This is a genomic window from Pannonibacter sp. Q-1 (assembly GCF_054073275.1).
Genome location: NZ_JBSXNB010000006.1, coordinates 292039 through 315401 on the forward strand (window position 1 = coordinate 292039; position 23363 = coordinate 315401).

Sequence of the window (23363 nt, forward strand, 5' to 3'; positions counted from 1 at the left end):
TGTGGCGGCGGCACCCGCCTTGGCATCAGGCCGCCGTCAACGAGGCCCCAACCTCCCGCCGGGATGCCATGAGATCGGCGACAAAGGAAGAAGACCAGTTTTTCGCGTCCTCGCGGCACAGCCGGTCAAACATCGGCTGCCAGCGGGCGCGGCGCTCGTCCAGCGGCATGGTCAGAGCCCGCTGGAGCCCGCGCGCCACGTCTTCATCCGAATAGGGATTAACGCTGATCGCCTCCGGCATGCCTTCTGCCGCACCGGCAAAGCGGGACAGCACCAGCACACCCGGATCCTCCGGCGCCTGCGCCGCCACATATTCCTTGGCCACAAGGTTCATGCCATCGCGCAGCGGCGTGACCAGCCCGACGTGGCTCGACCGGTAGAGCCCCGCCAGAACCCGGCGCGGAAAAGCCCGTGCCAGAAAACGGATCGGCGTCCAGTCCAGCTGCGAAAAGCGGCTGTTGACATGGCCGGTCAGCCCCTCCAGCTCCCGCCGGATATCGATATAGGCGTCGAGTTCCGCCCGGGACGGCGGCGCCACCTGCATCAGCGACACCTGCCCCTGATTTTCCGGGTAATCCTCCAGCAGCCGGGCAAAGGCACGGAAGCGCTCCGGCAGACCCTTGGTGTAATCGATCCGGTCCACGCCGACGATCTGGCGCCGCCCGGCCAGCTGCTTGGCAAGGCGGGCGGAGTTCCGCTGCGCATCCGGCGTCTCGGGAAACCGTGCGAAGGCCTCCGCGTCAATGCCGATCGGATAGGCCTTCACCAGCACCTGCCGGTCCTGCAGTTTCACCACTCCGCCCGCACCTTTGGTGCCCCCCAGCTCATCCACCACGAAACGGCGGAAGTTGGCGGCATCGCGTGAGGTCTGGAAGCCGATCACGTCATAGGCCAGCATGGTGCGGATGAGCGCGCCCGCGTTGGGCAGCGCCGCCAGAACCTCCGGCGCCGGAAACGGGATGTGCAGGAAGAAGCCGATGGGAACCTTCACCTCCATCTGGCGCAGCGTCGCGGCCAGCGGCATGAAGTGATAGTCATGCACCCAGACGAAATCATCCTGTTGCAGCAATGGATGCAACCGGGAGGCAAAGCGCTCGTTCACATGCCGGTAGCCGTTTTCAAAGGCCCGGTCGAAGACAGCCAGATCAAGCCGGTAATGCAGCACCGGCCAGAGCGTCCGGTTTGCATAGCCGGCGTAGAAATTGTCATGGTCGGCCTGATTCATGTCGATCTGCACCAGCTGGACCGACTTCGTCTTCTGCTGCTGAAAGGGGCCGAAGGTGCCTTCCTCGGAGATCTTGCCGCTCCAGCCGAACCACAGTCCGCCGGAACTCGTGAGCGCATCGACCAGAGCCACGGCGAGCCCTCCAGCCTTGCCTGTGTCCTTCATCGGGCCCACCCGATTTGATACCACAACAAGCCGTCCCATGGCCTACGCCTCCTTTGCTCTGATTGATGTGCCGGAAACCTGACAGCAGGCAGGCAGCAGATGAAATGCCCTCTCAAGACACGGTGAAACCAAGGCTCCGGGATGCTGACGCATCACGCCTTGACCTTACTTATGCAGCGCACAACGCCATTGACTGAACAGTCAAGGCAGCAAAGAGTTCCCGCAATGGCTGTTCCAGACACCCTGAAACCGCCGTTTGCCGGAGTTAAGCCGTGAGATGGCGCACCTGCTGCGCCAGCCAGTCCGTCACCGCAGCCACATCCGGCAAGCGTGCCGGTGCACAGGTTGGCCCCTCGCCCACCTTGAGCGCGCTGCCGCCAAGGGCGAGCGCGGCCGCCATGGCATCCTCATCCGTCACATCATCGCCTGCAAAGACCGGCACCCGACCGCAGAAGGGCGGCTGCTCCATGAACTGGCGCAGCGCCAGCCCCTTGTCATGAGTCGCGGGTTTGACTTCCATCACCATCTTGCCGCGCAGGACATGCAGATCCGGCAGCCCGGTCAGAACACGCGCAAGATAAGCCTCCAGCGCGCCTTCCAGATGGGGAACGGACCTGTAATGCAGCGCGATGGCCGCCCCCTTGTCTTCCAGCATGATGCCGTCGGCCAGCAGGCCACTGGCTTCCACCGACCTCCGCAGATACTGCAGGTCCGGCGAGGCTTTGGCACGCACGGGATCAGCAGCAGCGGTGCTGCGCCATTCAAGCCCATGGAGCCCTGCGGCGGGCAGTGCGAGGGGGTGGAGAAAGCCGTCGATCTGGGAAATGGGCCGGCCAGTGAGAATGGCCACGGCACCGCCCAGACAATCATTGATCCGGCTCAGAAAGCTGATCACTTGTTCATCAACGTCTACAAGCTCCGGCCGGGGCGCAAGAGCTGCCAGCGTGCCATCAAAATCGAGAAAAAGAGCACTATCGGGCTGCAGACGGACGGAATGTTGCATGTGCTCAGTTTAAGACACACGCGGGAAAAGTCCACCCCTGCCCCGGATTTTCTCCAGAGCAGGGACGGATGATTGCAAGACGTCAAACGAAGAGGTTGACGAGACTTTCCAGATATTCCTGACGGCCGGACTTCGGCTGCGGCTCAAGATCCGTGGCATGAACGCGGTCAGCCAGAGCTTCCAGCGACACGTCACCCTTGAGGATTGCAGCGTTTTCCGGCTTGGACCAACCGGCGTAACGGTCTTCGACGAAACCGCCGAGACGGCCATCTTCGATCATGGCGGCCGCAGCCAGCAGGCCGCGCGCAATGGCGTCTGCCGAGCCGATGTGGCCCTGGATCAGATCCGCGGCATCGATCGACTGGCGGCGGATCTTGCTGTCGAAGTTGGTGCCGCCGGTGGTGAAGCCGCCGCCCTTGAGGATCTCGTAATAGGCGAGCGCCAGTTCCGGAACGTTCATGGCGAACTGGTCCGTGTCCCAGCCCGACTGGTAGTCGTTGCGGTTCATGTCCACCGAGCCGAAGATGCCCAGTGCATTGGCCAGCGCCAGCTCGTGCTCGAAGGAGTGACCGGCAAGGATCGCATGGCCCTGCTCGATGTTCACCTTCACTTCGTTCTCCAGGCCATAGGCCTTGAGGAAACCGAAGACGGTGGCGACATCATAGTCATACTGGTGCTTGGTCGGCTCCTGCGGCTTCGGCTCGATCAGGATCGTGCCCTTGAAGCCGGTCTTGTGCTTGTACTCCACCACCATGGACAGGAAGCGTCCGAGCTGGTCCAGCTCGCGCTTTAGGTCGGTGTTGAGCAGGGTTTCATAGCCCTCGCGGCCGCCCCACAGCACGTAGTTTGCACCGCCCAGACGCTTGGTCACGTCCATGGCGTTTTTCACCTGCGCTGCCGAATAGGCGAAGATTTCCGGATCCGGGTTGGTGGCGGCACCGCTCATGAAGCGGCGGTTGGAGAAGAGGTTCGCCGTGCCCCACAGCAGCTTGACGCCCGTCTCGGCCATCTTCTTTTCAAAGATGTCGGCGATGGCGTTCACATTGGCGTTGCTCTCGGCCAGCGTCGCCCCTTCCGGCGCGATGTCGCGGTCGTGGAAGGTGAAGAAGGGCATGTCCAGCAGCTGGAACATCTCGAAGGCAACATCAGCCTTCAGGCGGGCCTGTTCCATCGGATCACCGGCGGCCATCCACTTGCGCTGGAAGGTGTCGCCGCCGAACGGGTCGCCGCCCGGCCAGCAGAACGAGTGCCAGTAGCAGATGGCAAGGCGCAGATGGTCTTCCATGCGCTTGCCAAGGACCACCCGGTCCTTGTCGTAAAAGCGGTAGCCATAGGGGTCCTTGGCATCCGGGCCAACAAAGCGGACCGGCTCCAGGCCGTCAAAAAAACCAGTAGCCACGTCAGATCTCCTTCACTGCGGGATAGAGTTTGCGCCAGCGGGCATAGGCCTCGCCATAGGCGGAACAAAGAGCGGGGTTGGGGTCGATGGCAGCGGCCATCGGCGGGGCGCTGAAGAGCGCATCGGAGTAACCGTCCGCCGCCGCCTGACCGAGGCGGGCAGCGCCCAGCGCGGCGCCGAAGTCGCCATCCTGCGGCAGATCGACGGTAACGCCCAGAACGGTGGCGATGATCTCCAGCCAGACGCGCGAGCGCGAACCGCCGCCCACCGCGGTGACACGCTCCACCTTCGTGCCGGCAGAGGTCAGCGCCGCGAGGCAGTCCATCAGGGCGAAGGCGACGCCATCCAGCACCGCATGGGTCAACTCCGCCTCATCCGTGTCATGCGAGATGCCGAAGAAGCCGCCCCGGATCGCCACGTCATTATGCGGCGTGCGCTCGCCGCCCAGATACGGCATGAACATCACATCCGAAGGCCGCTTCAGCTCCGTGACGAGCCCCGTTAGCTCCTGCGCCGGGCGGCGCAACACCTTGGACAGCCAGTTGAGGCTGTCGGTTGCCGACAGGATCACGCCCATCTGGTGCCATGTATCCGGCACCGCATGGCAGAAGGCATGCACGGCGCTGCCCACATTCGGCGAGAACCGGTCATTGGTGACGAACAGCACGCCGGAGGTACCGAGCGAGACGAAGGCCGAGCCCGGCTTTACCGCACCCGTGCCGCAGGCCGAGGCCGCATTGTCGCCGCCGCCACCGGCCACCACCGGCGCAGAGGCCATGCCCCAGCGCTGTGCCAGTTCCGGCCGCAGGCGGCCGCTGGCATCCGAGCCCTCGACAAGGCGCGGCATGTGGCTGCGGTTGAGACCGGTCGCTTCAAGCAGCGCATCGGACCAGTCGCGGGCGGCCACATCCATCCACAGCGTGCCGGCACTGTCGGACATGTCGCCCACATGCTCGCCGGTCAGGCGCAGGCGGACGTAATCCTTCGGCAGCAGCACCTTGGCCGTGCGGGCAAAGATCTCCGGCTCGTTCTCGCGCACCCATTGCAGCTTCGGCGCGGTGAAGCCCGGCATCACCCGGTTGCCGCCAAGGCTGAGGAACCGGGGCTCGCGCGCTTCCAGATCCGCGCATTGCGCGGCGGAGCGGCCATCATTCCACAAGATGCAGGGGCGCAGCGGCTTGTCTGCTGCATCCAGCAAGGTGGCCCCGTGCATGTGGCCGGACAGGCCAATGCCACGCACCGCTGCCATCTCCTTGGGATGGGAGGCGGCAAGCTCGTCCATCGCCTGTTCCAGCGCCGTCCACCAGCTGTCCGGGTCCTGCTCCGACCAGCCGGGATGCAGGCGCTCGACCGTCAGATGGGCACTGGCCGAGGCGAGCACCGCCTGGCTGTCATCCATCAGGATCGCCTTCACCGAACTGGTGCCGATATCAAGGCCGATATACATGAGGTACGCCCCTCAAAATTGATCCGAAAGAACCCCGGAGCAGGCGGCGCTTCTGTGCGCACCTGTCCGGGGACTGCTTCTTCTAGCCGATGACGGCCGTTTCTGCCAGAGCCTGCGATGCCGCAGGCTCCCGCGTGGTCAAGTGGTCAGGCGTTCAGGCCGCCGCCGCATCATTCAGTGCACCCGGCCCCGGTGTTGCGCCGGGAGGGCACTTGCCGAGGATGATCATGCCCAGCACGTCATCATCGGTCACATCCGTCGTCTTGGCAGTGCCGACCAGCTGGCCGTTCTTCATCACGGCGATGCGGTCGCACAGCTTGAACACATCGTGGATGTCATGGCTGATGAGGAAGATGCCGAGGCCCTGACGCTTCAGCTCCTCGATCAGCTCCGCCACCATCTGCGTCTCATGCACGCCAAGGGCAGCCGTCGGCTCGTCCATGATCAGGATGCGGGCGTTGAAATAAACCGCGCGGGCAATGGCGACCGACTGGCGCTGACCGCCCGAGAGGGCCTTCACCGGAGCCTTGAACTTCTTGAAGTTCGGGTTGAGCCGTCCCATGATCTTGCGCGTCTCGGCTTCCATCCCGTCATCATCGACGAAGCCGAATGGCGTCACCAGCTCGCGGCCGAGGAACAGATTGGAAGCGGCATCGAGGTTATCGGCCAGCGCCAGCGTCTGGTAGATGGTCTCGATGTTGTACTTGCGCGCATCACGCGGGCTGTGGATCGTGGCGTGCTGGCCATCGATCAGGATCTCGCCGCTGTCCTGGCGGTAGGCGCCGGACAGGATCTTGATCAGCGTCGACTTGCCCGCGCCATTGTGGCCCAGCAGGCCCACCACTTCACCGGGGAAGAGGTCGATGGACACATGATCCACCGCACGCACCCCGCCGAACGAGATGCAGATGTCTTTCATTTCGACCAGAGGCGCCATGGATCAATCCCCCGTGCGCTTGCGGTAGATGATGTCGACGTAGACTGCAAAGACCAGCACGATGCCGACGACGATGTTCTGGAGCGGTGCATCCACACCCACCATGGCCATGCCGGATTGCAGCGACTGCATGATCAGCGCACCCAGGATCGCTCCGTAGATGGTGCCGACACCACCGGAGAGCGCCGTGCCGCCGATGACGGCCGCCGCGATGACGCGCAGTTCGTCCAGCGTGCCGATGTCGTTGGTGGAGAAGCCGAGACGGGCTGCTGCCACCGCGCCGGAGATGGCGCAAAGACCGCCCATCAGCGCGAAGATCTTGACCGTCAGCAGGCGGGTGTTGATGCCCGACAGTTCGGCCGCATCCGGGTTGCCGCCGGTTGCGAAGATGTAGCGGCCAAGGCGGGTGCGGCGGGCGACAACAGTCATGGCCACAGCCACGACGATCAGCACCAGCACCGAGATCGGAATGCCGTAGCCCATGCGGAAGCCTTCCGGCATGGTCTCGCCGCGATCCGCAAACAGGCGCTGCACGCGCTGCACCGGCATGTCATAGGCATTGAGCACGGCGACGAAACCGAGAATGGCACCGCAGATCACCGCTGCAATCACGGCTTCGGCCCAGGCAGGCTTCACGGAAAAGCCATGCGAGGCGCGGCGCTTGCGGGCCGAGAACAACAGGGCCATGGAAGCTGCAACGCAGACGAGCCCGAAGACCCAGGACCAGGTTTCGCCAAGCGAGCCGCCCGTGCCGCCGAGCAGCAGGAAGGTCTGGTCGAGGGGGCCGATCGTCTTGCCGTCGGTGATGAACCAGGCCACGTTGCGCCAGACCAGCAAACCGCCAAGCGTGACGATGAAGGCGGGAATGCCGAGATAGCCGATCATCCAGCCCTGCGCCGCGCCGATCGCGACACCGGCCACCAGACCGGCGAGAATGGCAAGGATCCAGATGGACGGATGGCCGAGGCCAAGCATTGAGGGCAGAACCTGCGTCTGCACGACCGCCATCACCGCCGCGACCGTCGCCAGGAGCGAACCGACGGACAGATCGATGTGGCGGGTGACGATGACGAAGACCATGCCCGTTGCCATGATGGCGACCGAGACGGTCTGGATCGTCAGGTTGAAGATGTTGCGCGGTGTCAGGAAACGCCCGTCCGTGATCACGTTGAACACGAGACAGAGGACGATGAACGCCCCGATCATGCCCAGCAGGCGCGTGTCCAGCTGCAGCGCGGATAAAAACGAGCGGGCCGCCGGAGTCCTCGCCCCGGACAGGTCTGCATTCGACATCGAAGTGCTCCTGGTTGAAAAGCCGGTCCTGATGTGCCGATTGGAGCGCGTGACCCAAGGTCAGTCAAGCAAGCGCTGCGGTTTCACATCGGAAACACTGCCCCGGAACCATCCGGGGCAGTGCAAGGTCTTGACCGGTCAGGCCTTAGTTGCAGGGAGCCGGGCCGCCGGAAACGCCCTGGCAGAGTGCGTCCTTGCTGATCCAGCCTGCGTCCACGACAACATTGAGGTTGTCCTTGGTGATCGCGACCGGAGCCAGGAAGCGCGCCGTCATCTCGGTGCCGGCCGGCGAGGTCCACTGGGCGGCGCCTTCAACGCTGCCCAGATCACCGCCCTTGGCGAGAGCCACGGCGATTTCGGCAGCCGTCTTGCCGAGTTCGCGCGAGTCCTTCCACACGGAAACCGTCTGGGTGCCCTTGGCGATGCGGTTCAGAGCGGCATGGTCGCCGTCCTGGCCGGAAACCGGAATGCCTTCCATGCCCTGGGCCGCCAGAGCGGCAACGGCGCCGCCTGCGGTGCCATCGTTGGAAGCAACAACGGCGTCCACCTTGTTGTCGTTGGCGGTCAGGATCTGTTCCATGTTCCGCTGGGCGTTGGCCGGAAGCCAGCCGTCGGTGTAGGCTTCGCCCACGATCTTGACCTTGCCTGCGTCAATCGCCTCCTGCAGGACTTCCTGCTGGCCGCCGCGCAGGAAGTCGGCGTTCGGGTCCGTGGAGGAGCCCTTGATCATGACGTAGTTGCCTTCCGGCGCAGCCTTCAGGACTTCGCGGGCCTGCATGCGGCCCACTTCAACGTTGTCGAAGGTCAGGTAGAAAGCGCGGGCATCTTCGATCAGGCGGTCATAGGCGACAACCGGAATGCCTTCGTCGGCAGCGGCCTGCACGGCCGGGCCGATGGCCTGGGCGTCCTGTGCGAGAATCACGAGGGCGGTGGCGCCCTGTGCGATCAGGGCTTCGATATCGGACAGCTGCTTGGCAGAAGAGCTCTGGGCATCAGCAGAGATGTACTTGGCACCGGCAGCTTCCAGAGCGGCCTTGATCGCGCCTTCGTCGGTCTTCCAGCGTTCTTCCTGGAAGTTGGACCAGCTCACACCGACGACGACATCCTGCGCCTGTGCGGCAGCAGTCAGAGCGGTCGCAGACATGAGCGCGCCCGCAAAAATCATGGCAATCTTGCGCATTGCGTTGTTTCCTCCTGAAAGGCGTCACCCTTCTCCCGGCGCCGCCTCCTTCAATCCTGAGAGTGTCGAACCCCCATCTCAGCGGGCGGACCTTTATTTTTTTCGGCGCCCGAAAAAAAGTTGCTCCAAAGCTCGCCGCCTGTCAACATGCTTTTGGAGACCGGAAACGGTTTCATTACGCTGAAGACCATGCTGGCGGCATAAAGACTGGCAGGTCAGGGACGGAAACAGCACGGGAACTACGTCAGGACATGACGCAGACAGCGAACAGGGACCAGATCCGCAAACGCAACCGCAGCATCATCCTGCAGACGCTGCGGCGCGAAGGGCAGATGGCGCGCATCGATCTGGGACGGGCCACGCGCCTCAGCCCTGCGACGATCACCGCCATCACCTCCGACATGCTGGATGAAGGCCTGATTGCCGGGATCGAGACCGAAGAGCCCCGCGCTGCCCAGTCACGGGGCCGGCCGCGCAGCATGCTGGCCCTCAACGGGGCCGCGGCCAGCGTCATCAGCCTGCGCATTTCGGTCAACTGGATCGATCTGGCGCTGGCCGATTTTACCGGCCGGATCATCTTCAGCCGCAAATATCCCTTCGACACCACGCGGGCCGATGCGGAAAGCTTTCCCGATCTTCTGTGCAGCACCATCACAAGCTTCGTTGAGGAGTCGGGCGCCAATCCGGCGACCGTGCAGGAAATCGGCGTCGCCTCGCAGGGTATCGTGGACCGGATGCGGGGCGAGATCGTCTGGAGCCCGGCCTTCAGCGGCCGCAACATCCCCGTGGTCGACCCCATCCGCACCCGGCTGGGGGCACGCTGCTTCCTGACCAACGACACCAACATGATCACCGAGGCGCTGCACTGGTCGGAGCCAGAACGCTACAGCGGCACCTTTGCCGTCCTGATGGTGGACTACGGCGTCGGCATGGGCCTGTTTCTCGATGGCCACCTTTTCGTCGGCGCCACGGGCGCAGCGGCGGAAATCGGCCATGCCAACCACATTCCCGGCGGCGCCCTGTGCCGCTGCGGCAAGCGCGGCTGCCTTGAGGCCTATCTTGCAGACTACGCCCTGCTGCGTCAGGTGCTGGGCTTGCCGGATGACACGGACCCGCGCTCGCTGCCCGTGAACAGCCAGACCTTTGACGATCTCTATGGCAAGGCGAAAGCCGGGGACCCCCATGTGCGCGCCGTCTTCAATGGCGCCGGCAAAGCGCTCGGCATTGGTCTTGCCCGGCTGCTGGCCATCATCGAGCCGGCGCGCATCGTGCTGACCGGCGCGGGCATCGAGGCCTTCGAGTTCATGGAAGCCGGCATGCATCAGGCACTTGAGGAGGTGCTGGTGGAGGACCTGCGGCGGCATCTGGTGATTGACGTGGTGGAATGGAACGAGGACTTCATCCGCCGCGGTCTTGTCGCACAGGCCATGCGGCGGCTGGATGAGAACCTGACCGGCCAGCCGGAGGGCATAAGCCCCCGAGCGAGCCTCATCCGGCAAGGCGCCAGCAAAGGGATCTGATCGCTGCGGCACATATGAACCGCAGCCGGGGGGAGAGACGGCATGAGGGGGAGACAGGAACGAGGCCGCATATGGCCGCCTTTTGCAGCGGCGCTTGCAGGAGCAGGCGCGCTGTGGCTCGGCCTCGCGGCATCTGCGCAGGCGCAGAGCTGGAGCGAGCGGAATGTTGATCACACGCCGCCGCTGGAGGACATCCGCGCCTCTCTGGAGGAAGCCCGCAAGACCGGCAGCCCCGCCGCGCTGGAAGCTCTCGCCGAAGAAGGACGCCGCCTGTTCGAGGCGCGTTTCATCCGTGAGGAAGGCGCCGGACGGCCCATGGCGACGCAGGCCATCGTGCCGACGAAGCGCAAGCGCGCAGTCGAGAACATGTTCAACCGCATGCCCGGCCCGGATGCGGCCGCCTGCTCCGGCTGCCATCACCAGCCAGTCATCGGCGGCGCCGGGGATTTCACCGCCAATGTCTTCGTCTCCGAAGGCTTCGAGAGCGCCGATTTCGACACCTCCGACCCGCAGTTTTCCAACGAGCGCGGCACCAACATCCTGCAGGGCTCCGGCCTGATCGAGCTGCTGGCGCGGGAGATGACGGCTGAGCTGAAAGCCCAGCGCGCCGAAGCCGTGCGCAAGGCGCGGGCAGACAAGGTACCGGTGACGGCGCCGCTCGAAACCAAGGGCGTCAGCTTCGGCAAGGTGACCGCCCATCCCGATGGCACGATCGACGTCTCCGCCATCGACGGTATCGACCCGGATCTGGTGCTGCGCCCCTTCAGCCAGAAGGGCGTGTTCGCCTCCCTGCGCCAATTTTCGGTCAACGCCCTCAACGTGCATCACGGCATGCAGGCGCAGGAGCGCTTCGGCAGCATGTGGACCGGCACGGATGATTTCGACATGGACGGCGTGGCCGATGAAATCCGCCCCGAACATGTCTCTGCCCTCGTCGCCTTTCAGGCCACCCTGCCCGCGCCGGGCCGCAAGCAAGATCTCCCCGATGACTGGAAGGCGGCCGCCACAAGGGGCGAGGACCTCTTTGCCGCAACCGGCTGCACATCCTGCCACCGCCCGTCCCTGCCACTGGAGAGCCTTGCCTTCGAGGACCCGGGTCCGGTGGAAGGGGCTGGCACCTTGCGGCGGCAGGATGTGGATGCGCCGCTGGTCTATGATCTGTCCGCGCTCGAATGGGTGAAGGCCCTGCCGCGCGATGACAAGGGCCGCGTTCTGGTGCCGCTCTATGGCGACCTCAAGCGCCACCAGATTTCCGGCCAGCGCAACAACCGGCTGGGCAACGAGCTGCTGGGCCAGCGTTTCGTCGAGCGGGACGTGTTCATCACCGCCGAACTCTGGGGCGTGGGCAATACGGCGCCCTATGGCCACCGCAACGACATCACCACCCTGCATGAGGTGATCATGGCCCATGGCGGCGCGGCGGAGGAAACGCAGAAGACCTATGCCGCCCTGCCCGAGGAAGACCGGCAGGCGGTGATTGCCTTCCTGCGCAGCCTGGAGGTTGGCAAATGAGGATCACCCGCCCGGTTACCACCTCTCTCCTCGCCCTGCTGCCGCTTGCCGCCACGGCTGCGCTGGCGCAGGAGCGCAAGGTCTCGCTCGCCCCCGTGCCGCATTTCGTGGAGGAAGCGGAAGCCGCCGGCATCCGCCAGAGCTACGAAGGCCCCTGGGAATATTTCGTCGGCGGCGGCGTGGCCATCCTCGACTGCAACGGCGACCGCAAGCCGGACCTGTTCATCGCCGGCGGCAAGAACCCGGCCGGGCTTTTCGTGAACGAAAGCACCACCGGCGGGCCGCTGAAATTCGCAGGCACCGATAGCGGCGTCGATGAGCGCAGCCTGACCAAGGTGCTGGGCGCGTATCCGCTCGATTTCGACAATGACGGCGAACCGGACCTCGCCGTGCTGCGCGAGGGCGAAAACCTCCTGCTGCGCGGCAAGGGGAACTGCCAGTTCGAGGTGGCCAACCGCTCTCTCGGCTTCAAGGGCGGCAACGAGTGGACAACCTCCTTCTCCGCCGTCTGGGAGGCTGGCAACGCCTATCCGGCGCTCGCCTTCGGCAATTATGTGGACCGCTCCCTGCCCGGTTCGCCCTGGGGCACCTGCCACGACAATTTCCTCTTCCGTCCGCAGGCAACAGACCGGCCGGACTACTCGCAGACCGAACGGCTGACACCGGGCTTCTGCGCCCTGTCGATGATGTTCACCGACTGGAACCGCTCCGGCGAAGCCTCGCTGCGCATTTCCAACGACCGGCATTACTACCGGGGCGGTGAAGAACAGCTCTGGGCCGCGCCGCCGGGCCGCCCCGCAAGGCTTTACCGCCGCGCCGATGGCTGGCGCAGCCTCACCATCTGGGGCATGGGCATTGCCAGCATCGATCTGGATGTAGACGGCCAGCCCGAATATGCACTGACAAGCATGGGCGACACCAAGCTGCAGACGCTGGAAAAGGAAGGCGATGAGGTGGTGCCGGTCTATGCGGACATCGCCTTTGAAAAGGGCGTCACCGCGCACCGGCCCTATGCGGGCGGGGACCTGCGCCCCTCCACCGGCTGGCATGCGGAATTTCAGGACGTCAACAACGACACCCTGTGGGACCTCTACATCGCCAAGGGCAATGTGGAAGCCATGCCGGACTTTGCCGCCTTTGACCCGGACAACCTGCTGCTGGGCCAGTGGGATGGCAGCTTCACCGAAACCGGCGACCTTGCGGGCATCGCACTGGAGCGGCGCGGACGCGGTGCAGGGCTTGCCGATTTCAATCAGGACGGCCTGCTGGATCTGGTTGTCGTCAACCGCAGCGCCCCCGTCAGCCTGTTCCGCAACACGGGCGCAGGCACAGCCGAAGCCCCGCGCCCGCTCGGCAACTGGGTCGCGGTGGAGCTGAAACAGCCGGGCAAGCCCAACCGCAACGCCATCGGCGCCAAGATCAGCGTGCGGGCAGGCACCAAGTCCATCGAGCGCGACCTGCAGATTGGCGGCGGCCACGCCTCCGGCCAGCTCGGCTTTGCCCATTTCGGCCTCGGCGTCTCCGAACGCGCCCAGATCCGCGTGCGCTGGCCGGACGGCGAATGGAGCCACGCCTACCGCGTCTTCGCCAACACCCACGTGGTCATCGAACGCGGCGCGGAAGAGGCGAAACTCTGGCTGCCGGAGTAGGCCATAAACCCATAAACGCGAATGGCTGAGATGGGGTGGATTGTTGCCATTCGCATTTCTCGATGGGAACGGCGGCAATGCGAACAGAGCGGACCCTAGAGCCAAACAATGATGTCACACCGTTGTTACGAGTGGTGCACCAGTGGTTCCCGATTGTGTGGAAGGAAGGCCTCCCATGACCCATTTCGAAGATACAGAAGTGCTCAAGTTGGACCGTCCTTATCAGGCCGTACTGTTCGACATGGACGGGACATTGGTGGACTCGCGCGCCGTTGTGGAAAAGGTCTGGACGAACTGGGCTACGCTGCATGCTCTCGACATCAGCGCGATCCTTGCCGTTTCGCACGGACGGCGCACTATCGACACGGTGATGCTCTTCGCTCGCCCTGGAATGGATTGTGAGGCCGAAGCGGCTGCACTTGAAGCTCAAGAGGTTGCCGATACAGAGGGCGTCGTGGCCGTGGCGGGGGCCTCCGAACTGTTAGGAATGCTTCCGGGAGATCAGTGGGCAGTGGTGACTTCAGCGAGCCGCGAACTTGCTGTTCGGCGTTTGATTGCGGCGGGTTTGCCGCTGCCGGAAGTCCTGATTGCTGCGGAGGACGTTGTTCGCGGGAAGCCAGACCCTGAAGGCTACCAGAAGGCGGCTCTTGCTTTAGGTGCGACAGTTTCCGACTGCCTAATCTTTGAAGATGCTCCCGCGGGCATCGAGGCTGGCAAGAATGCAGGCAGTGATGTGGTGGTAATCACTGCTGCCAGACCCCATCCGTTCGAGGCTGGGTGCGACACCATTCACGACTTCACCAATGTCATATTCAGTGTCTCGGCGGCAATGACTGTTTAAGATGGGAAGCGGAGTGGCAGCTTTTGACATCCCCGGAGAGAAAGCTGACTGTGAGATTGGTGTACTCTATGCAAACTCCCGCATCTCATCTTCCATCCACCGGCAAAACTGACGTACTAGCTTCTGCTCTGACCGACGCTGATAACCATATTGCCCGCTCTCGACCGCCTCTTCGTAGCCTTGAACAACAGCCAAAGACCCCGACTGGATTTCCCTCGCAGTCAGGAAGGGAGGAGCAAGAACCACGCCAAGGCCCGCCGTACAGGCATGCAATGCAGCATCGTCAGTATCGAAAGCATAGGCGGTAGGGATATCGGCAAGTGGAAACCCGAATTTCTCGCACCACAAGACCCAATCCCGGTTTGCCGTCGTGCATTGCAGTATGGGCAAGTGCTCGATGGAGCAGGATCTACCGGACAGCAACCTTGGAGAGACAACGGGGCGGCGCATGTCCCGCGCAAGCAGGCTCCAACCTTCAACTTCCTCTCCGCGCTGAAAGTAGCGGATAACAACATGGGGTTGGAAGGCAGTAAGCAGGTTATGCGCTCTTCCGGTGTCCACTTGGACGCGGGCGTTTGGCCAAAGAGCGCGGAACCTATCGAGCGACGGTATGAGCCAACGCAGTGCCAAAGAGGTCGAGACTTGGACACTGATCTCGTTTTCGTCGCGGTACAAGGCCTCCACAGAGCGTTCAATGGTTTCGATTGCTGGCGCAATCTCTTCATGGAACCGGCTCCCCGCAGGCGTTAGCGAGATGGCGTTACTTTGGCGATGGAAGAAACTCATCCCGAGTTCCACCTCAAGCTTCTTGATCTGATGGCTGACGGCGCCGGATGTCACGCCGAGTTCCATCGCTGCCGCCTTGAGGCTACTCGTGCGCGCCACGACAGCGAAGACGCGAATGGCGTTGAGTGAAGTTCGATGTCGACGATGCATGAATTTTTCTCACTCTGACGACAAACAACTCGTTTGCGACCTTCATCTGAGTGAAGCATGTTCCTACGCGACATGTGAAGATTTCTTGGCCTGTGTCCTAGGCTTTTCATCAGCCCGCATCAGCGCCAGCGGCGTCCACAGCATTATCTTTTTTGAGCTCCCGATGACCACTTTCAGCCCATTCACGGCCCGCATCGTCGCGGCGCTGTCGGTAACACAACTCATAGGCTGGGGCGCAACATTCTGGCTACCTGCTGTCATCGGACCTGCTATCGCCAGTGACATGGAGATTATGCTGCCCACCGTCATGATGGGACCAACGATCATGCTTGTGGTGATGGCGATGATGGCTTGGCCACTGAGCAGGGCCTTTGAGCACTGCGGCGCGAGGCCGGTTATGGTGTTCGGGTCTCTTCTAGGAGCTGCTGGGCTGCTCGCAATGAGTTTCGCCAATGCGCTGCCGGCGTATGTCTTGTCGTGGCTCATTCTCGGCGTTGCGGGTGCCTGCATGCTGACAACTGCGGCCCAGATCGCCGCCACTGAGGCGGCGGGCGAAAAGGCGCGAAGGGCGCTTGCTGTGCTGGTTATCGCTGGTGGATTGACCTCAACAATCACCTGGCCACTGACGGCCTACCTGCAAGCGCAATTGGGATGGCGATTGACGCTGCTCGTCTATGCTGGCCTCATGCTGTTTGTTTGCGCACCCTTGCACGCGGCCTTGCTGGTTCGCAAACCGAAGGAAAAGCGCAAGTCCGAAGCCGGAAGTGATCATGGCCACATCGACCGAACACGCTTTGCACTTCTGTCAGCTAGTTTCGCTGCAAACGGCTTCTTCACCTGGGGCTTTGCACTCACCATCATCGTTCTTTTTGAAGCTCGTGGGCTCGACTCTGCCAATGCATTGACTGCTGCCGCCTTCATCGGGATCGCCCAGTGGGCAGGACGCATGGCTGATCTCGCAGGCGGCCAGCGATGGTCCGGACTTGCCGTGGGGCTGCTTGGCTTTGCCCTGTTCCCCCTCAGCTTCGTCATTCTTCTGCTGGTCAATGGCTTCATTGGAGCCATGATGTTTGCGGCACTGTACGGACTTGCCAGCGGGATCACTGCTGTAACCCGCGCTACGATACCCCTGCAGATTTTCCCGGTCAGCGCCTATGCTCGCGCCTCGTCACTGTTGGCTACGCCGCTCAATGTCTCGTTTGCCGCCGCACCTCCCATATTCGCAGCCATCATGACCAAGGCGGGGTCCGCAGCAGCCCTTTGGATAGCGTTCGCCATCTCTGTCTTTGCCTTTGGCACTTTCTTTGCCCTAGCCATGGTGGAGCGCGAAAGATCCAAACCACAAGAGGACGACAGCTTTCGGGCAACGTAAAGTTTCCAGCAGATGGCAGGAGTAGGGTCATTTGCTGACTCGCGGCCCCAAGCTAACGCCTCACCGGATGCAGCGAGACGGTGTGGATGCCATGATCAAGTCATGGCAGGACGGAAACGGAGAGGTTTGACCGGTTCGATTGCCCGAAGACCGGTTCTCCCGGCCGGATGAAGCCGGAACGGCGGTTGATTGGAGAACTGTCACCCCAAATCATTTCAATCAGTTAGCACCTGCAAAAAACATGATTATCATCTTCATATAATTGATCTTTCGAAAAATATTTGACTGTTTGGACAAATTTTCCTTCAATGGGAGCGGATAAGCCTGTTCGCAAAAAGAAACGGGCGCCGAACATAGATCGCCACCTTCCGGAGATCCTCCCATGACTGAGACCAGATCTGGTCCGGACATTGCGCCTGCGCGCCTTCCGGCTGACCAGTATGCACAGAACTTCTGTGACCTGCACCCGCGCCTCGATCCGCATGAGGCAAGGGTGGAGAGTGACCGCTGCTACTTCTGCTATGACGCGCCTTGCGTGAATGCCTGCCCGACCAGCATCGACATTCCCCTGTTCATCCGCCAGATCTCGACCGGCAACGACACCGGCGCGGCGCGGACGATCTTTGCGCAGAATATCCTTGGCGGCATGTGCGCCCGCGTCTGCCCGACGGAGACCCTGTGCGAGCAGGCCTGCGTGCGCAACGAGGCCGAAGCCAAGCCGGTGAAGATCGGTGAGCTGCAGCGCTTTGCCACCGACCATTACATGGAAACCCACGCCGCCACGCCCTTCACCCGCGCCCCCGAAACCGGCAAGCGCGTGGCCGTTGTCGGCGCGGGCCCGGCGGGCCTGTCCTGTGCCCACCGCCTTGCCGTGCATGGCCATGCGGTGACGCTCTATGATGCCCGGCCCAAGGCGGGCGGGCTCAATGAATATGGCATCGCCGCCTACAAATCCGTCGATGACTTTGCCGCGCGCGAGGTGGATTTCATCCTCTCCATCGGCGGCATCACCGTGGAGCATGGCAAGGTGCTGGGCGAGGACCTCTCCCTTTCCGCCCTGACGAAGGACTTCGACGCCGTGTTCCTCGGCATCGGCCTTGCCGGCGTCAATGGCCTGTCCGTTCCCGGCGAGGAGCTGGAGGGCGTGGTGGATGCGGTCGCCTATATCGCGGAGCTGCGGCAGGCGAAGGATCTTTCCACCCTGCCCGTCGGCCGGCGCGTGGTGGTGATCGGCGGCGGCATGACGGCGGTGGACATTGCCGTGCAGAGCAAGCTGCTGGGTGCCGAAGAGGTGACCATCGCCTACCGGCGCGGCAAGGAACACATGAACGCCAGCCCCTATGAGCAGGACCTCGCCCAGACCAATGGCGTGCGCATCCTGCACTGGGCAGCCCCCAAGGCGATGCACGGGGAAAGCGGCAAGCTGACCGGCATCGAGCTGGAACGCACCCGGCTCGACAACTCGGGCAAGCTGGTGATGACCGGCGAGACCTTCAGCCTTGAGGCCGACATGGTGTTCAAGGCCGTGGGCCAGAAGCTCAACCCGGCCGGGCTGAACGGTTCGGCGGCGGCGCTGACCCTCGACAAGGGCCGCATCGTCACGGACGCCACCCGCGCAACCACCATGGCCAAAGTCTGGGCCGGCGGCGACTGCATCGCTGGCGGGGAAGACCTGACCGTGGCCGCCGTCGAGGACGGCAAGGTTGCCGCAGAAGCCATCCATCAGGCGCTCAGCGCCTGAGCCAGCCGTTCTTTCCGGAGATCCCGTCATGGTTGATCTGAGATCTGATTTCGTCGGCATCAAGTCGCCCAACCCGTTCTGGCTCGCCTCTGCGCCGCCGACGGACAAGGAATACAACGTGGTGCGCGCCTACAAGGCGGGCTGGGGCGGCGTCGTGTGGAAGACGCTGGGCGAGGACCCGAATGTGGTCAACGTCAACGGCCCGCGCTATGGCGCCATTCACGGCAAGGACCGCCAGCTCATCGGCCTCAACAACATCGAGCTGATCACTGACAGGCCGCTTGAGGTGAACCTGCAGGAAATCAAGCGCGTCAAGCGCGACTGGAAGGACCGCGCCCTTGTCGTGTCCCTGATGGTGCCCTGCGAGGAACCCAACTGGGCCGCGATCCTCAAGCGCGTGGAAGAAACAGAGGCCGATGGCGTGGAGCTGAACTTCGGCTGCCCGCATGGCATGAGCGAGCGCGGCATGGGCTCGGCGGTCGGCCAGGTGCCGGAATATATCGAGATGGTCACCCGCTGGGCCAAGAAGCACACCCGCATGCCGGTGATCGTCAAGCTGACGCCCAACATCACCGATGTGCGCAAGCCCGCACAGGCCGCCAAGCGCGGCGGAGCGGATGCGGTGTCGCTGATCAACACCATCAACTCCATCGTGGGTGTCGATCTCGACCGCATGGCACCAACGCCGACGATTGACGGCAAGGGCTCCCACGGGGGCTATTGCGGCCCGGCGGTGAAGCCGATTGCCCTCAACATGGTGGCGGAAATCGCCCGCGATCCGGAAACCTATGGCCTGCCCATTTCCGGCATCGGCGGGGTTACCACATGGCGCGATGCGGCGGAGTTCATTGCGCTGGGTGCCGGCAACGTGCAGGTCTGTACCGCCGCCATGACCTATGGCTTCAAGATCGTCGAGGAGATGATCGAGGGCCTGAAGGACTGGATGGGCGAGGCCGGCTACGAGCGGATATCGGACTTCTCCGGCCGCGCGGTGCCCAATGTCACCGACTGGCGCTACCTCAACCTCAACTACATCGCCAAGGCGAAGATCGACGAGGACCTCTGCATCAAGTGCGGCCGCTGCCACATCGCCTGCGAGGACACCTCGCATCAGGCGATCACCAGCATGGTGGACGGGGTGCGCAAGTTCGAAGTGATCGACGAAGAATGCGTCGGCTGCAATCTCTGCGTCTCGGTCTGCCCGGTGGAAAATTGCATCACCATGGAACCAATGGCCACCGGAACCGTTGATCCACGGACGGGCCGTTCCGTCTCTGGGGACTATGCCAACTGGACGACACATCCGAACAACCCCAGCGCCCGCATCGCCGCCGAGTGATTAAGCCCCCGGAGAGCTTTGCTCAACGGAAACTGTTCAAGCACTGCGGCGCCTGAGCGTTCCAAGTCTTGATGCGTCAGCATCTTAAGACTTGGCGTAAAGGCACAGCCTTTTGGCGGCATCCCTGCCCCCGGGATACCGTCCACCCCAGCTCGATGAGAGGCGACTCCCCCGGCTGCCGGCATAGGCAGCCGGGGATTTTTTTATCCAGTCGCAGCTCTCATGTTGTAATGTTATCTTATTACATATATCACTGCCGCCGTATGAAGACCCATCCTGAATCTATGACGATGGAGCTTGACAGGAAGGACGGCGGCTTTGATCATCTGCGGCGATGGTTCCCGGCTGGCAAAGCCTTGGCCGGGTGAAAAGGGAACACGGTACGGTGTAGCCAACAGGCGCCAAGTCCGTGACTGCCCCCGCAACTGTAGGCGGCGAGCGACCCCGGGTGATCCACTGTTCCACCGAGGAACGGGAAGGACCGGGCAAGCGGCGACCCGCAAGTCAGGAGACCTGCCATCACAGCAGACCTCAAACCGCCGGGCGGGGTGTCCCGGAAGGAGCATAGCCATGACCATTCAGGGACCGGCCTTGGCCGGAACACCTGTGCCTGCGCCCGTGCAGGCGATTCCTGACAAGGAAGGGGCACCCCCCTCCCATCATCTCACCATCTGCGTCACCTGCCGTGACACGCAAACCGGCGAACGGCCCGGCCAGAGCCTTGGCACCGCTCTTGCCGCTGCGCTGCGGCAGGACACGCATTGGGCCGTTTCCGGCGTTGAATGCATGGCCGCCTGCAGCCAGCCCTGCGCTGTCGCACTGACGTCGCCGGGCAAGACCGGATGGCTGTTCGGCAACCTGACGCTGGACGACGTGCCGGATATCACCGCTTTCGCCCGCCAGTATCACGGCCTTGCCGATGGCTGGAGCAAGGCCTCCGAGCGTCCGGGCCGGATGGCGAAGACGGCGCTGGCCCGCATTCCCGCACCCGGCCGCACAACCGCCTTCGAGCCTGCCGCGTGAGCGCGCCGTTCTTCGAGGCTGACACTCTCGGCTGGGGGCCGCGCGGACGCCCTGCCCTCCTCTCCGGGATCAGCTTCACCGTCAATCAGGGTGAGATGCTGGCCATTTGCGGTGCCAATGGTGCGGGCAAGTCGTCGCTGCTGCGGCTGCTGTACCGCTTCCACAAACCGCAGACCGGCGATGTGCGGCTGGAAGGCACGAGCCTGTGGGCCATGTCGAGCCGTGACACGGCCCGCCGCATTGCCGTGGTGCTGCAGGAGCAGCCGACGGATTTTGCCCTCACCGTGCGCCAGATCGTCAGCCTCGGCCGCCTGCCGCATCAGCGCGGACTGGCTTCGGCCGGAGCGCGTGACGGCGAGGTGGTGGAGCATGCCCTGGCCCGGCTGCATCTGACGGCGCTGAGCGAACGGTCCTTCGGCACGCTGTCCGGCGGGGAGCGCCAGCGCGTGCTGGTGGCCCGTGCGCTGGCGCAGGAACCGCGCCTGCTCATCCTTGATGAGCCGACGAACCATCTCGACATCCGCCACCAGCTGGAGCTGATGGCGCTTTTACGCGGCCTGCCGCTGACGGTGATCACCACCCTGCATGACCTGACGCTGGCCGCCGAACATGCCGACCGGGTGCTGCTGCTCGCCAACGGCACCGTGCTCGCCATGGACACGCCGGAAGCGGCGCTGACCGAAGCCAATATCGCCGGGGCCTTCTCCGTCCGTTCGCGGATCGATACCTCCGGCCACTCCCCCCGTTTTTCCTTTCACTTGTGAGATCTGACCGATGCGTATAGCCCTTGCTCTCGCCGCCCTTCTGGCCACAACCGCCAGCGCCTTCGCCTATCCGGTGACGGTGAAAAGCTGCAACCGCGATGTCACCTTTGACGCTGCCCCCACACGCGCCGTCTCCAATGACGTGAACCTCACCGAAATGATGCTGGTGCTGGGCCTGACGGATCACATGGCCGGCTACACCGGCGTGTCCGGCTGGAAGACGCTGGACCCGGAAATGCGCGAAGGCGTGAAGGAACTGCCGGAACTTGCCGAAAAATACCCCACCAAGGAAGTGCTGCTGGGTGCAGAGGCGGACTTCTATTTCGCGGGCTGGAACTACGGCATGAAGGTGGGCGGAGAAGTGACGCCGGACACCCTCGCCCCCTTCGGCATCAAGGTCTATGAGCTGACCGAAAGCTGCATCCACATCGGCCCCAAGGAGAAGATCTCCATGGCCGACATGTACAACGATCTGTTGAACCTCGGGACGATCTTCGGCGTCGAGGACAAGGCCAAGGCGCTGGTCGCCGGTTACGAGGCAAAGCTTGCCGAAGTGACGGCCAGGGTGAAGGAGCCGGGCAAGGAGCCGCTGCGCGTCTTCGTCTATGACAGCGGCGAGGACACGCCCTTCACCGCAGGCCGCTACGCCATGCCCACCGCCCTCATCGAGGCCGCAGGCGGGCACAACATCATGGATGATCTCGACAAGAGCTGGGCCACCGTCGCCTGGGAGCCTGTGATCGAGCGCAATCCGGAAGTGGTCGTCATCGTCAACTACGGGCAGGTGACTGCGGAACAGAAGATCGCCTTCATGAAGTCCAACCCGGCCTTCGCCAGCATCGACGCCGTGAAGAATGGCCGCTTCGTCGTGCTGGAATATGTCGAGGCAACGCCCGGCCCCCGCAACATCCGCGCCGTGGAGAAGCTCGTTGACGGTTTCGCACGCAACTGAGGCCGATGCGCTGACAGGCGCACCGGACCGGCACCGGTCCAGAATCTGGCCGGTGCTGGCCATCGCGGCCCTGTGCTTTGCCCTTCTGGCCACGGCGGTGATTGCCGCCCTGGCCGTGGGTGCCGTCGCCGTGCCGCCCGCGGATGTCGCAGGTATCCTTCTTTCGAAGATCTTCCCCGGATCGGTGGAGAAGACCTGGAGCGCCGCGCGCGAGGCCATCGTCTGGGATGTGCGCTTTCCCCGTGCGCTGCTGGCTGCCCTTGTCGGCGCGGGCCTTGCCATGACCGGTGCCGCCCTGCAATCGGTCACCCGCAACCAGCTGGCGGACCCGCACCTGCTCGGCATTTCTTCGGGCGCTGCCTTCGGCGCCATTCTGGCGCTGCTGCATACCGGGCTGTTTCTCGGAATGCTGACCGTGCCGCTGCTCGCCTTCTTCGGTGCGCTGGGGGCAACGGCCATCGTGCTCTGCGTGGTGCGGATCACGCGGGCCGGATCGCCCGATCGGCTGGTGCTGGCAGGCGTTGCCGTGTCCTTCGTCATCATGGCCTGCGCCAACATCCTGATCTTCCTGGCTGACCCCAAGGCCACCCATACGGTGGTGTTCTGGATGCTGGGCGGGCTGGGCCTTGCCCAGTGGAGCCACCTGCTCTACCCGCTGGCCGTGCTCCTGCCCTGCGGGATCTGGCTGTGGCTGAAGGCGGGCCAACTGAACGCCATTACGCTGGGAGACGAGACGGCAGCAACGCTCGGCATCCCCGTCAACCGGCTGCGGCTGTCGGTGTTTGTCGCCGGTGCGCTCATCACCGGTGTGTCGGTCGCCTTCTCCGGCATCATCGGCTTCGTCGGCCTGATGATGCCGCATCTGGTGCGGCTGGTGGCGGGCGGCGACAATGCCCGCGTCCTGCCGCTGTCCGCACTGGCAGGCGCCCTGTTCCTGATCCTTGCGGACATCTGCGCCCGCGTGGTCATGGCCCCGGAAGACATGCCCATCGGCATCGTCACCGGCCTCGCCGGAGGCCTGTTCTTCATCTGGCTGATGGCACGGCAGAGGTGAGAGGTGAGGGA

Annotated in this window: 19 protein-coding genes and 1 riboswitch; of the genes, 11 read left to right on the forward strand and 8 right to left on the reverse strand. The window is 63.6% G+C overall.

Annotated features, from left to right (window positions below):
- Nucleotides 1-25 precede the first annotated feature (25 nt).
- From ACVNHC_RS18420 to xylF, 7 genes are all read right to left on the reverse strand, one after another.
- Complete coding sequence (locus ACVNHC_RS18420) at nucleotides 26-1429, reverse strand: alpha,alpha-trehalose-phosphate synthase (UDP-forming) (RefSeq protein WP_457168539.1); 1404 nt, start codon at nucleotides 1427-1429, stop codon at nucleotides 26-28.
- 226 nt (nucleotides 1430-1655) lie between these two features.
- Nucleotides 1656-2393, reverse strand: a complete 738-nt coding sequence (otsB, locus tag ACVNHC_RS18425; RefSeq protein WP_457168541.1) for a trehalose-phosphatase — start codon at nucleotides 2391-2393, stop codon at nucleotides 1656-1658.
- Nucleotides 2394-2475: 82 nt separating this feature from the next.
- Nucleotides 2476-3792, reverse strand: coding sequence for a xylose isomerase (gene xylA, locus ACVNHC_RS18430; RefSeq protein ID WP_050472351.1), 1317 nt, complete (start codon nucleotides 3790-3792; stop codon nucleotides 2476-2478).
- Between the two features lies 1 nt (nucleotide 3793).
- Nucleotides 3794-5239, reverse strand: a complete 1446-nt coding sequence (gene xylB / locus ACVNHC_RS18435; RefSeq protein ID WP_457168543.1) for a xylulokinase — start codon at nucleotides 5237-5239, stop codon at nucleotides 3794-3796.
- A gap of 154 nt (nucleotides 5240-5393) precedes the next feature.
- Nucleotides 5394-6176, reverse strand: coding sequence for an ATP-binding cassette domain-containing protein (locus tag ACVNHC_RS18440; RefSeq protein WP_174235484.1), 783 nt, complete (start codon nucleotides 6174-6176; stop codon nucleotides 5394-5396).
- 3 nt (nucleotides 6177-6179) lie between these two features.
- Entirely contained in the window at nucleotides 6180-7469 is a 1290-nt protein-coding gene (locus tag ACVNHC_RS18445) for a sugar ABC transporter permease (RefSeq protein ID WP_050472348.1), read from the reverse strand.
- 145 nt (nucleotides 7470-7614) lie between these two features.
- On the reverse strand, nucleotides 7615-8649 hold the full coding sequence (gene xylF / locus ACVNHC_RS18450; RefSeq protein ID WP_050472347.1) for a D-xylose ABC transporter substrate-binding protein: 1035 nt from the start codon (nucleotides 8647-8649) through the stop codon (nucleotides 7615-7617).
- 251 nt (nucleotides 8650-8900) lie between these two features.
- Here xylF and ACVNHC_RS18455 point away from each other — a divergent pair, with 251 nt between their 5' ends.
- The 4 genes from ACVNHC_RS18455 (at nucleotide 8901) to ACVNHC_RS18470 (ending at nucleotide 14171) form a co-directional block, all read left to right on the forward strand.
- Nucleotides 8901-10169, forward strand: a complete 1269-nt coding sequence (locus ACVNHC_RS18455) for an ROK family transcriptional regulator (protein ID WP_050472346.1) — start codon at nucleotides 8901-8903, stop codon at nucleotides 10167-10169.
- Nucleotides 10170-10211: 42 nt separating this feature from the next.
- Nucleotides 10212-11681, forward strand: coding sequence for a di-heme oxidoredictase family protein (locus ACVNHC_RS18460; protein ID WP_457168546.1), 1470 nt, complete (start codon nucleotides 10212-10214; stop codon nucleotides 11679-11681).
- Complete coding sequence (locus tag ACVNHC_RS18465; protein WP_457168548.1) at nucleotides 11678-13330, forward strand: CRTAC1 family protein; 1653 nt, start codon at nucleotides 11678-11680, stop codon at nucleotides 13328-13330. Before ACVNHC_RS18460 ends, ACVNHC_RS18465 begins: the two co-directional genes overlap by 4 nt.
- A gap of 175 nt (nucleotides 13331-13505) precedes the next feature.
- Nucleotides 13506-14171 carry an HAD-IA family hydrolase gene (locus ACVNHC_RS18470; protein ID WP_457168550.1) on the forward strand — a complete coding sequence of 222 codons (666 nt, stop codon included), beginning with the start codon at nucleotides 13506-13508 and terminating at the stop codon, nucleotides 14169-14171.
- Nucleotides 14172-14237: 66 nt separating this feature from the next.
- Here the strand turns inward: ACVNHC_RS18470 and ACVNHC_RS18475 are convergent, their stop codons facing one another.
- Nucleotides 14238-15023 carry a LysR substrate-binding domain-containing protein gene (locus ACVNHC_RS18475; protein ID WP_457168552.1) on the reverse strand — a complete coding sequence of 262 codons (786 nt, stop codon included), beginning with the start codon at nucleotides 15021-15023 and terminating at the stop codon, nucleotides 14238-14240.
- A 49-nt stretch (nucleotides 15024-15072) separates the two neighbouring features.
- On the opposite strand from ACVNHC_RS18475, the gene ACVNHC_RS18480 reads away from it, so the two are divergent.
- The 7 genes from ACVNHC_RS18480 to ACVNHC_RS18510 all read left to right on the forward strand — a co-directional run bounded on the left by ACVNHC_RS18480 (nucleotide 15073) and on the right by ACVNHC_RS18510 (nucleotide 23352).
- Complete coding sequence (locus ACVNHC_RS18480; protein WP_457168554.1) at nucleotides 15073-16479, forward strand: MFS transporter; 1407 nt, start codon at nucleotides 15073-15075, stop codon at nucleotides 16477-16479.
- Nucleotides 16480-16861: 382 nt separating this feature from the next.
- Complete coding sequence (locus tag ACVNHC_RS18485) at nucleotides 16862-18220, forward strand: NAD(P)-dependent oxidoreductase (protein ID WP_457168556.1); 1359 nt, start codon at nucleotides 16862-16864, stop codon at nucleotides 18218-18220.
- A gap of 28 nt (nucleotides 18221-18248) precedes the next feature.
- The gene (gene preA / locus ACVNHC_RS18490; RefSeq protein ID WP_186391698.1) at nucleotides 18249-19559 is read left to right on the forward strand and encodes an NAD-dependent dihydropyrimidine dehydrogenase subunit PreA; all 1311 of its coding nucleotides are present in this window, start codon (nucleotides 18249-18251) and stop codon (nucleotides 19557-19559) included.
- A gap of 318 nt (nucleotides 19560-19877) precedes the next feature.
- A riboswitch (cobalamin riboswitch) is annotated at nucleotides 19878-20094 on the forward strand.
- Nucleotides 20095-20129: 35 nt separating this feature from the next.
- Complete coding sequence (locus ACVNHC_RS18495) at nucleotides 20130-20582, forward strand: DUF1636 family protein (protein WP_457168558.1); 453 nt, start codon at nucleotides 20130-20132, stop codon at nucleotides 20580-20582.
- Complete coding sequence (locus tag ACVNHC_RS18500) at nucleotides 20579-21346, forward strand: ABC transporter ATP-binding protein (protein ID WP_457168560.1); 768 nt, start codon at nucleotides 20579-20581, stop codon at nucleotides 21344-21346. The genes ACVNHC_RS18495 and ACVNHC_RS18500 overlap by 4 nt, the downstream gene beginning before the upstream one ends.
- Before the next feature lie 10 nt (nucleotides 21347-21356).
- Nucleotides 21357-22298 (forward strand): ABC transporter substrate-binding protein, encoded by a 942-nt coding sequence (locus tag ACVNHC_RS18505; RefSeq protein ID WP_457168562.1) that lies wholly within the window; start codon nucleotides 21357-21359, stop codon nucleotides 22296-22298.
- On the forward strand, nucleotides 22276-23352 hold the full coding sequence (locus ACVNHC_RS18510; protein WP_050472338.1) for a FecCD family ABC transporter permease: 1077 nt from the start codon (nucleotides 22276-22278) through the stop codon (nucleotides 23350-23352). The genes ACVNHC_RS18505 and ACVNHC_RS18510 overlap by 23 nt, the downstream gene beginning before the upstream one ends.
- Nucleotides 23353-23363 lie beyond the last annotated feature (11 nt).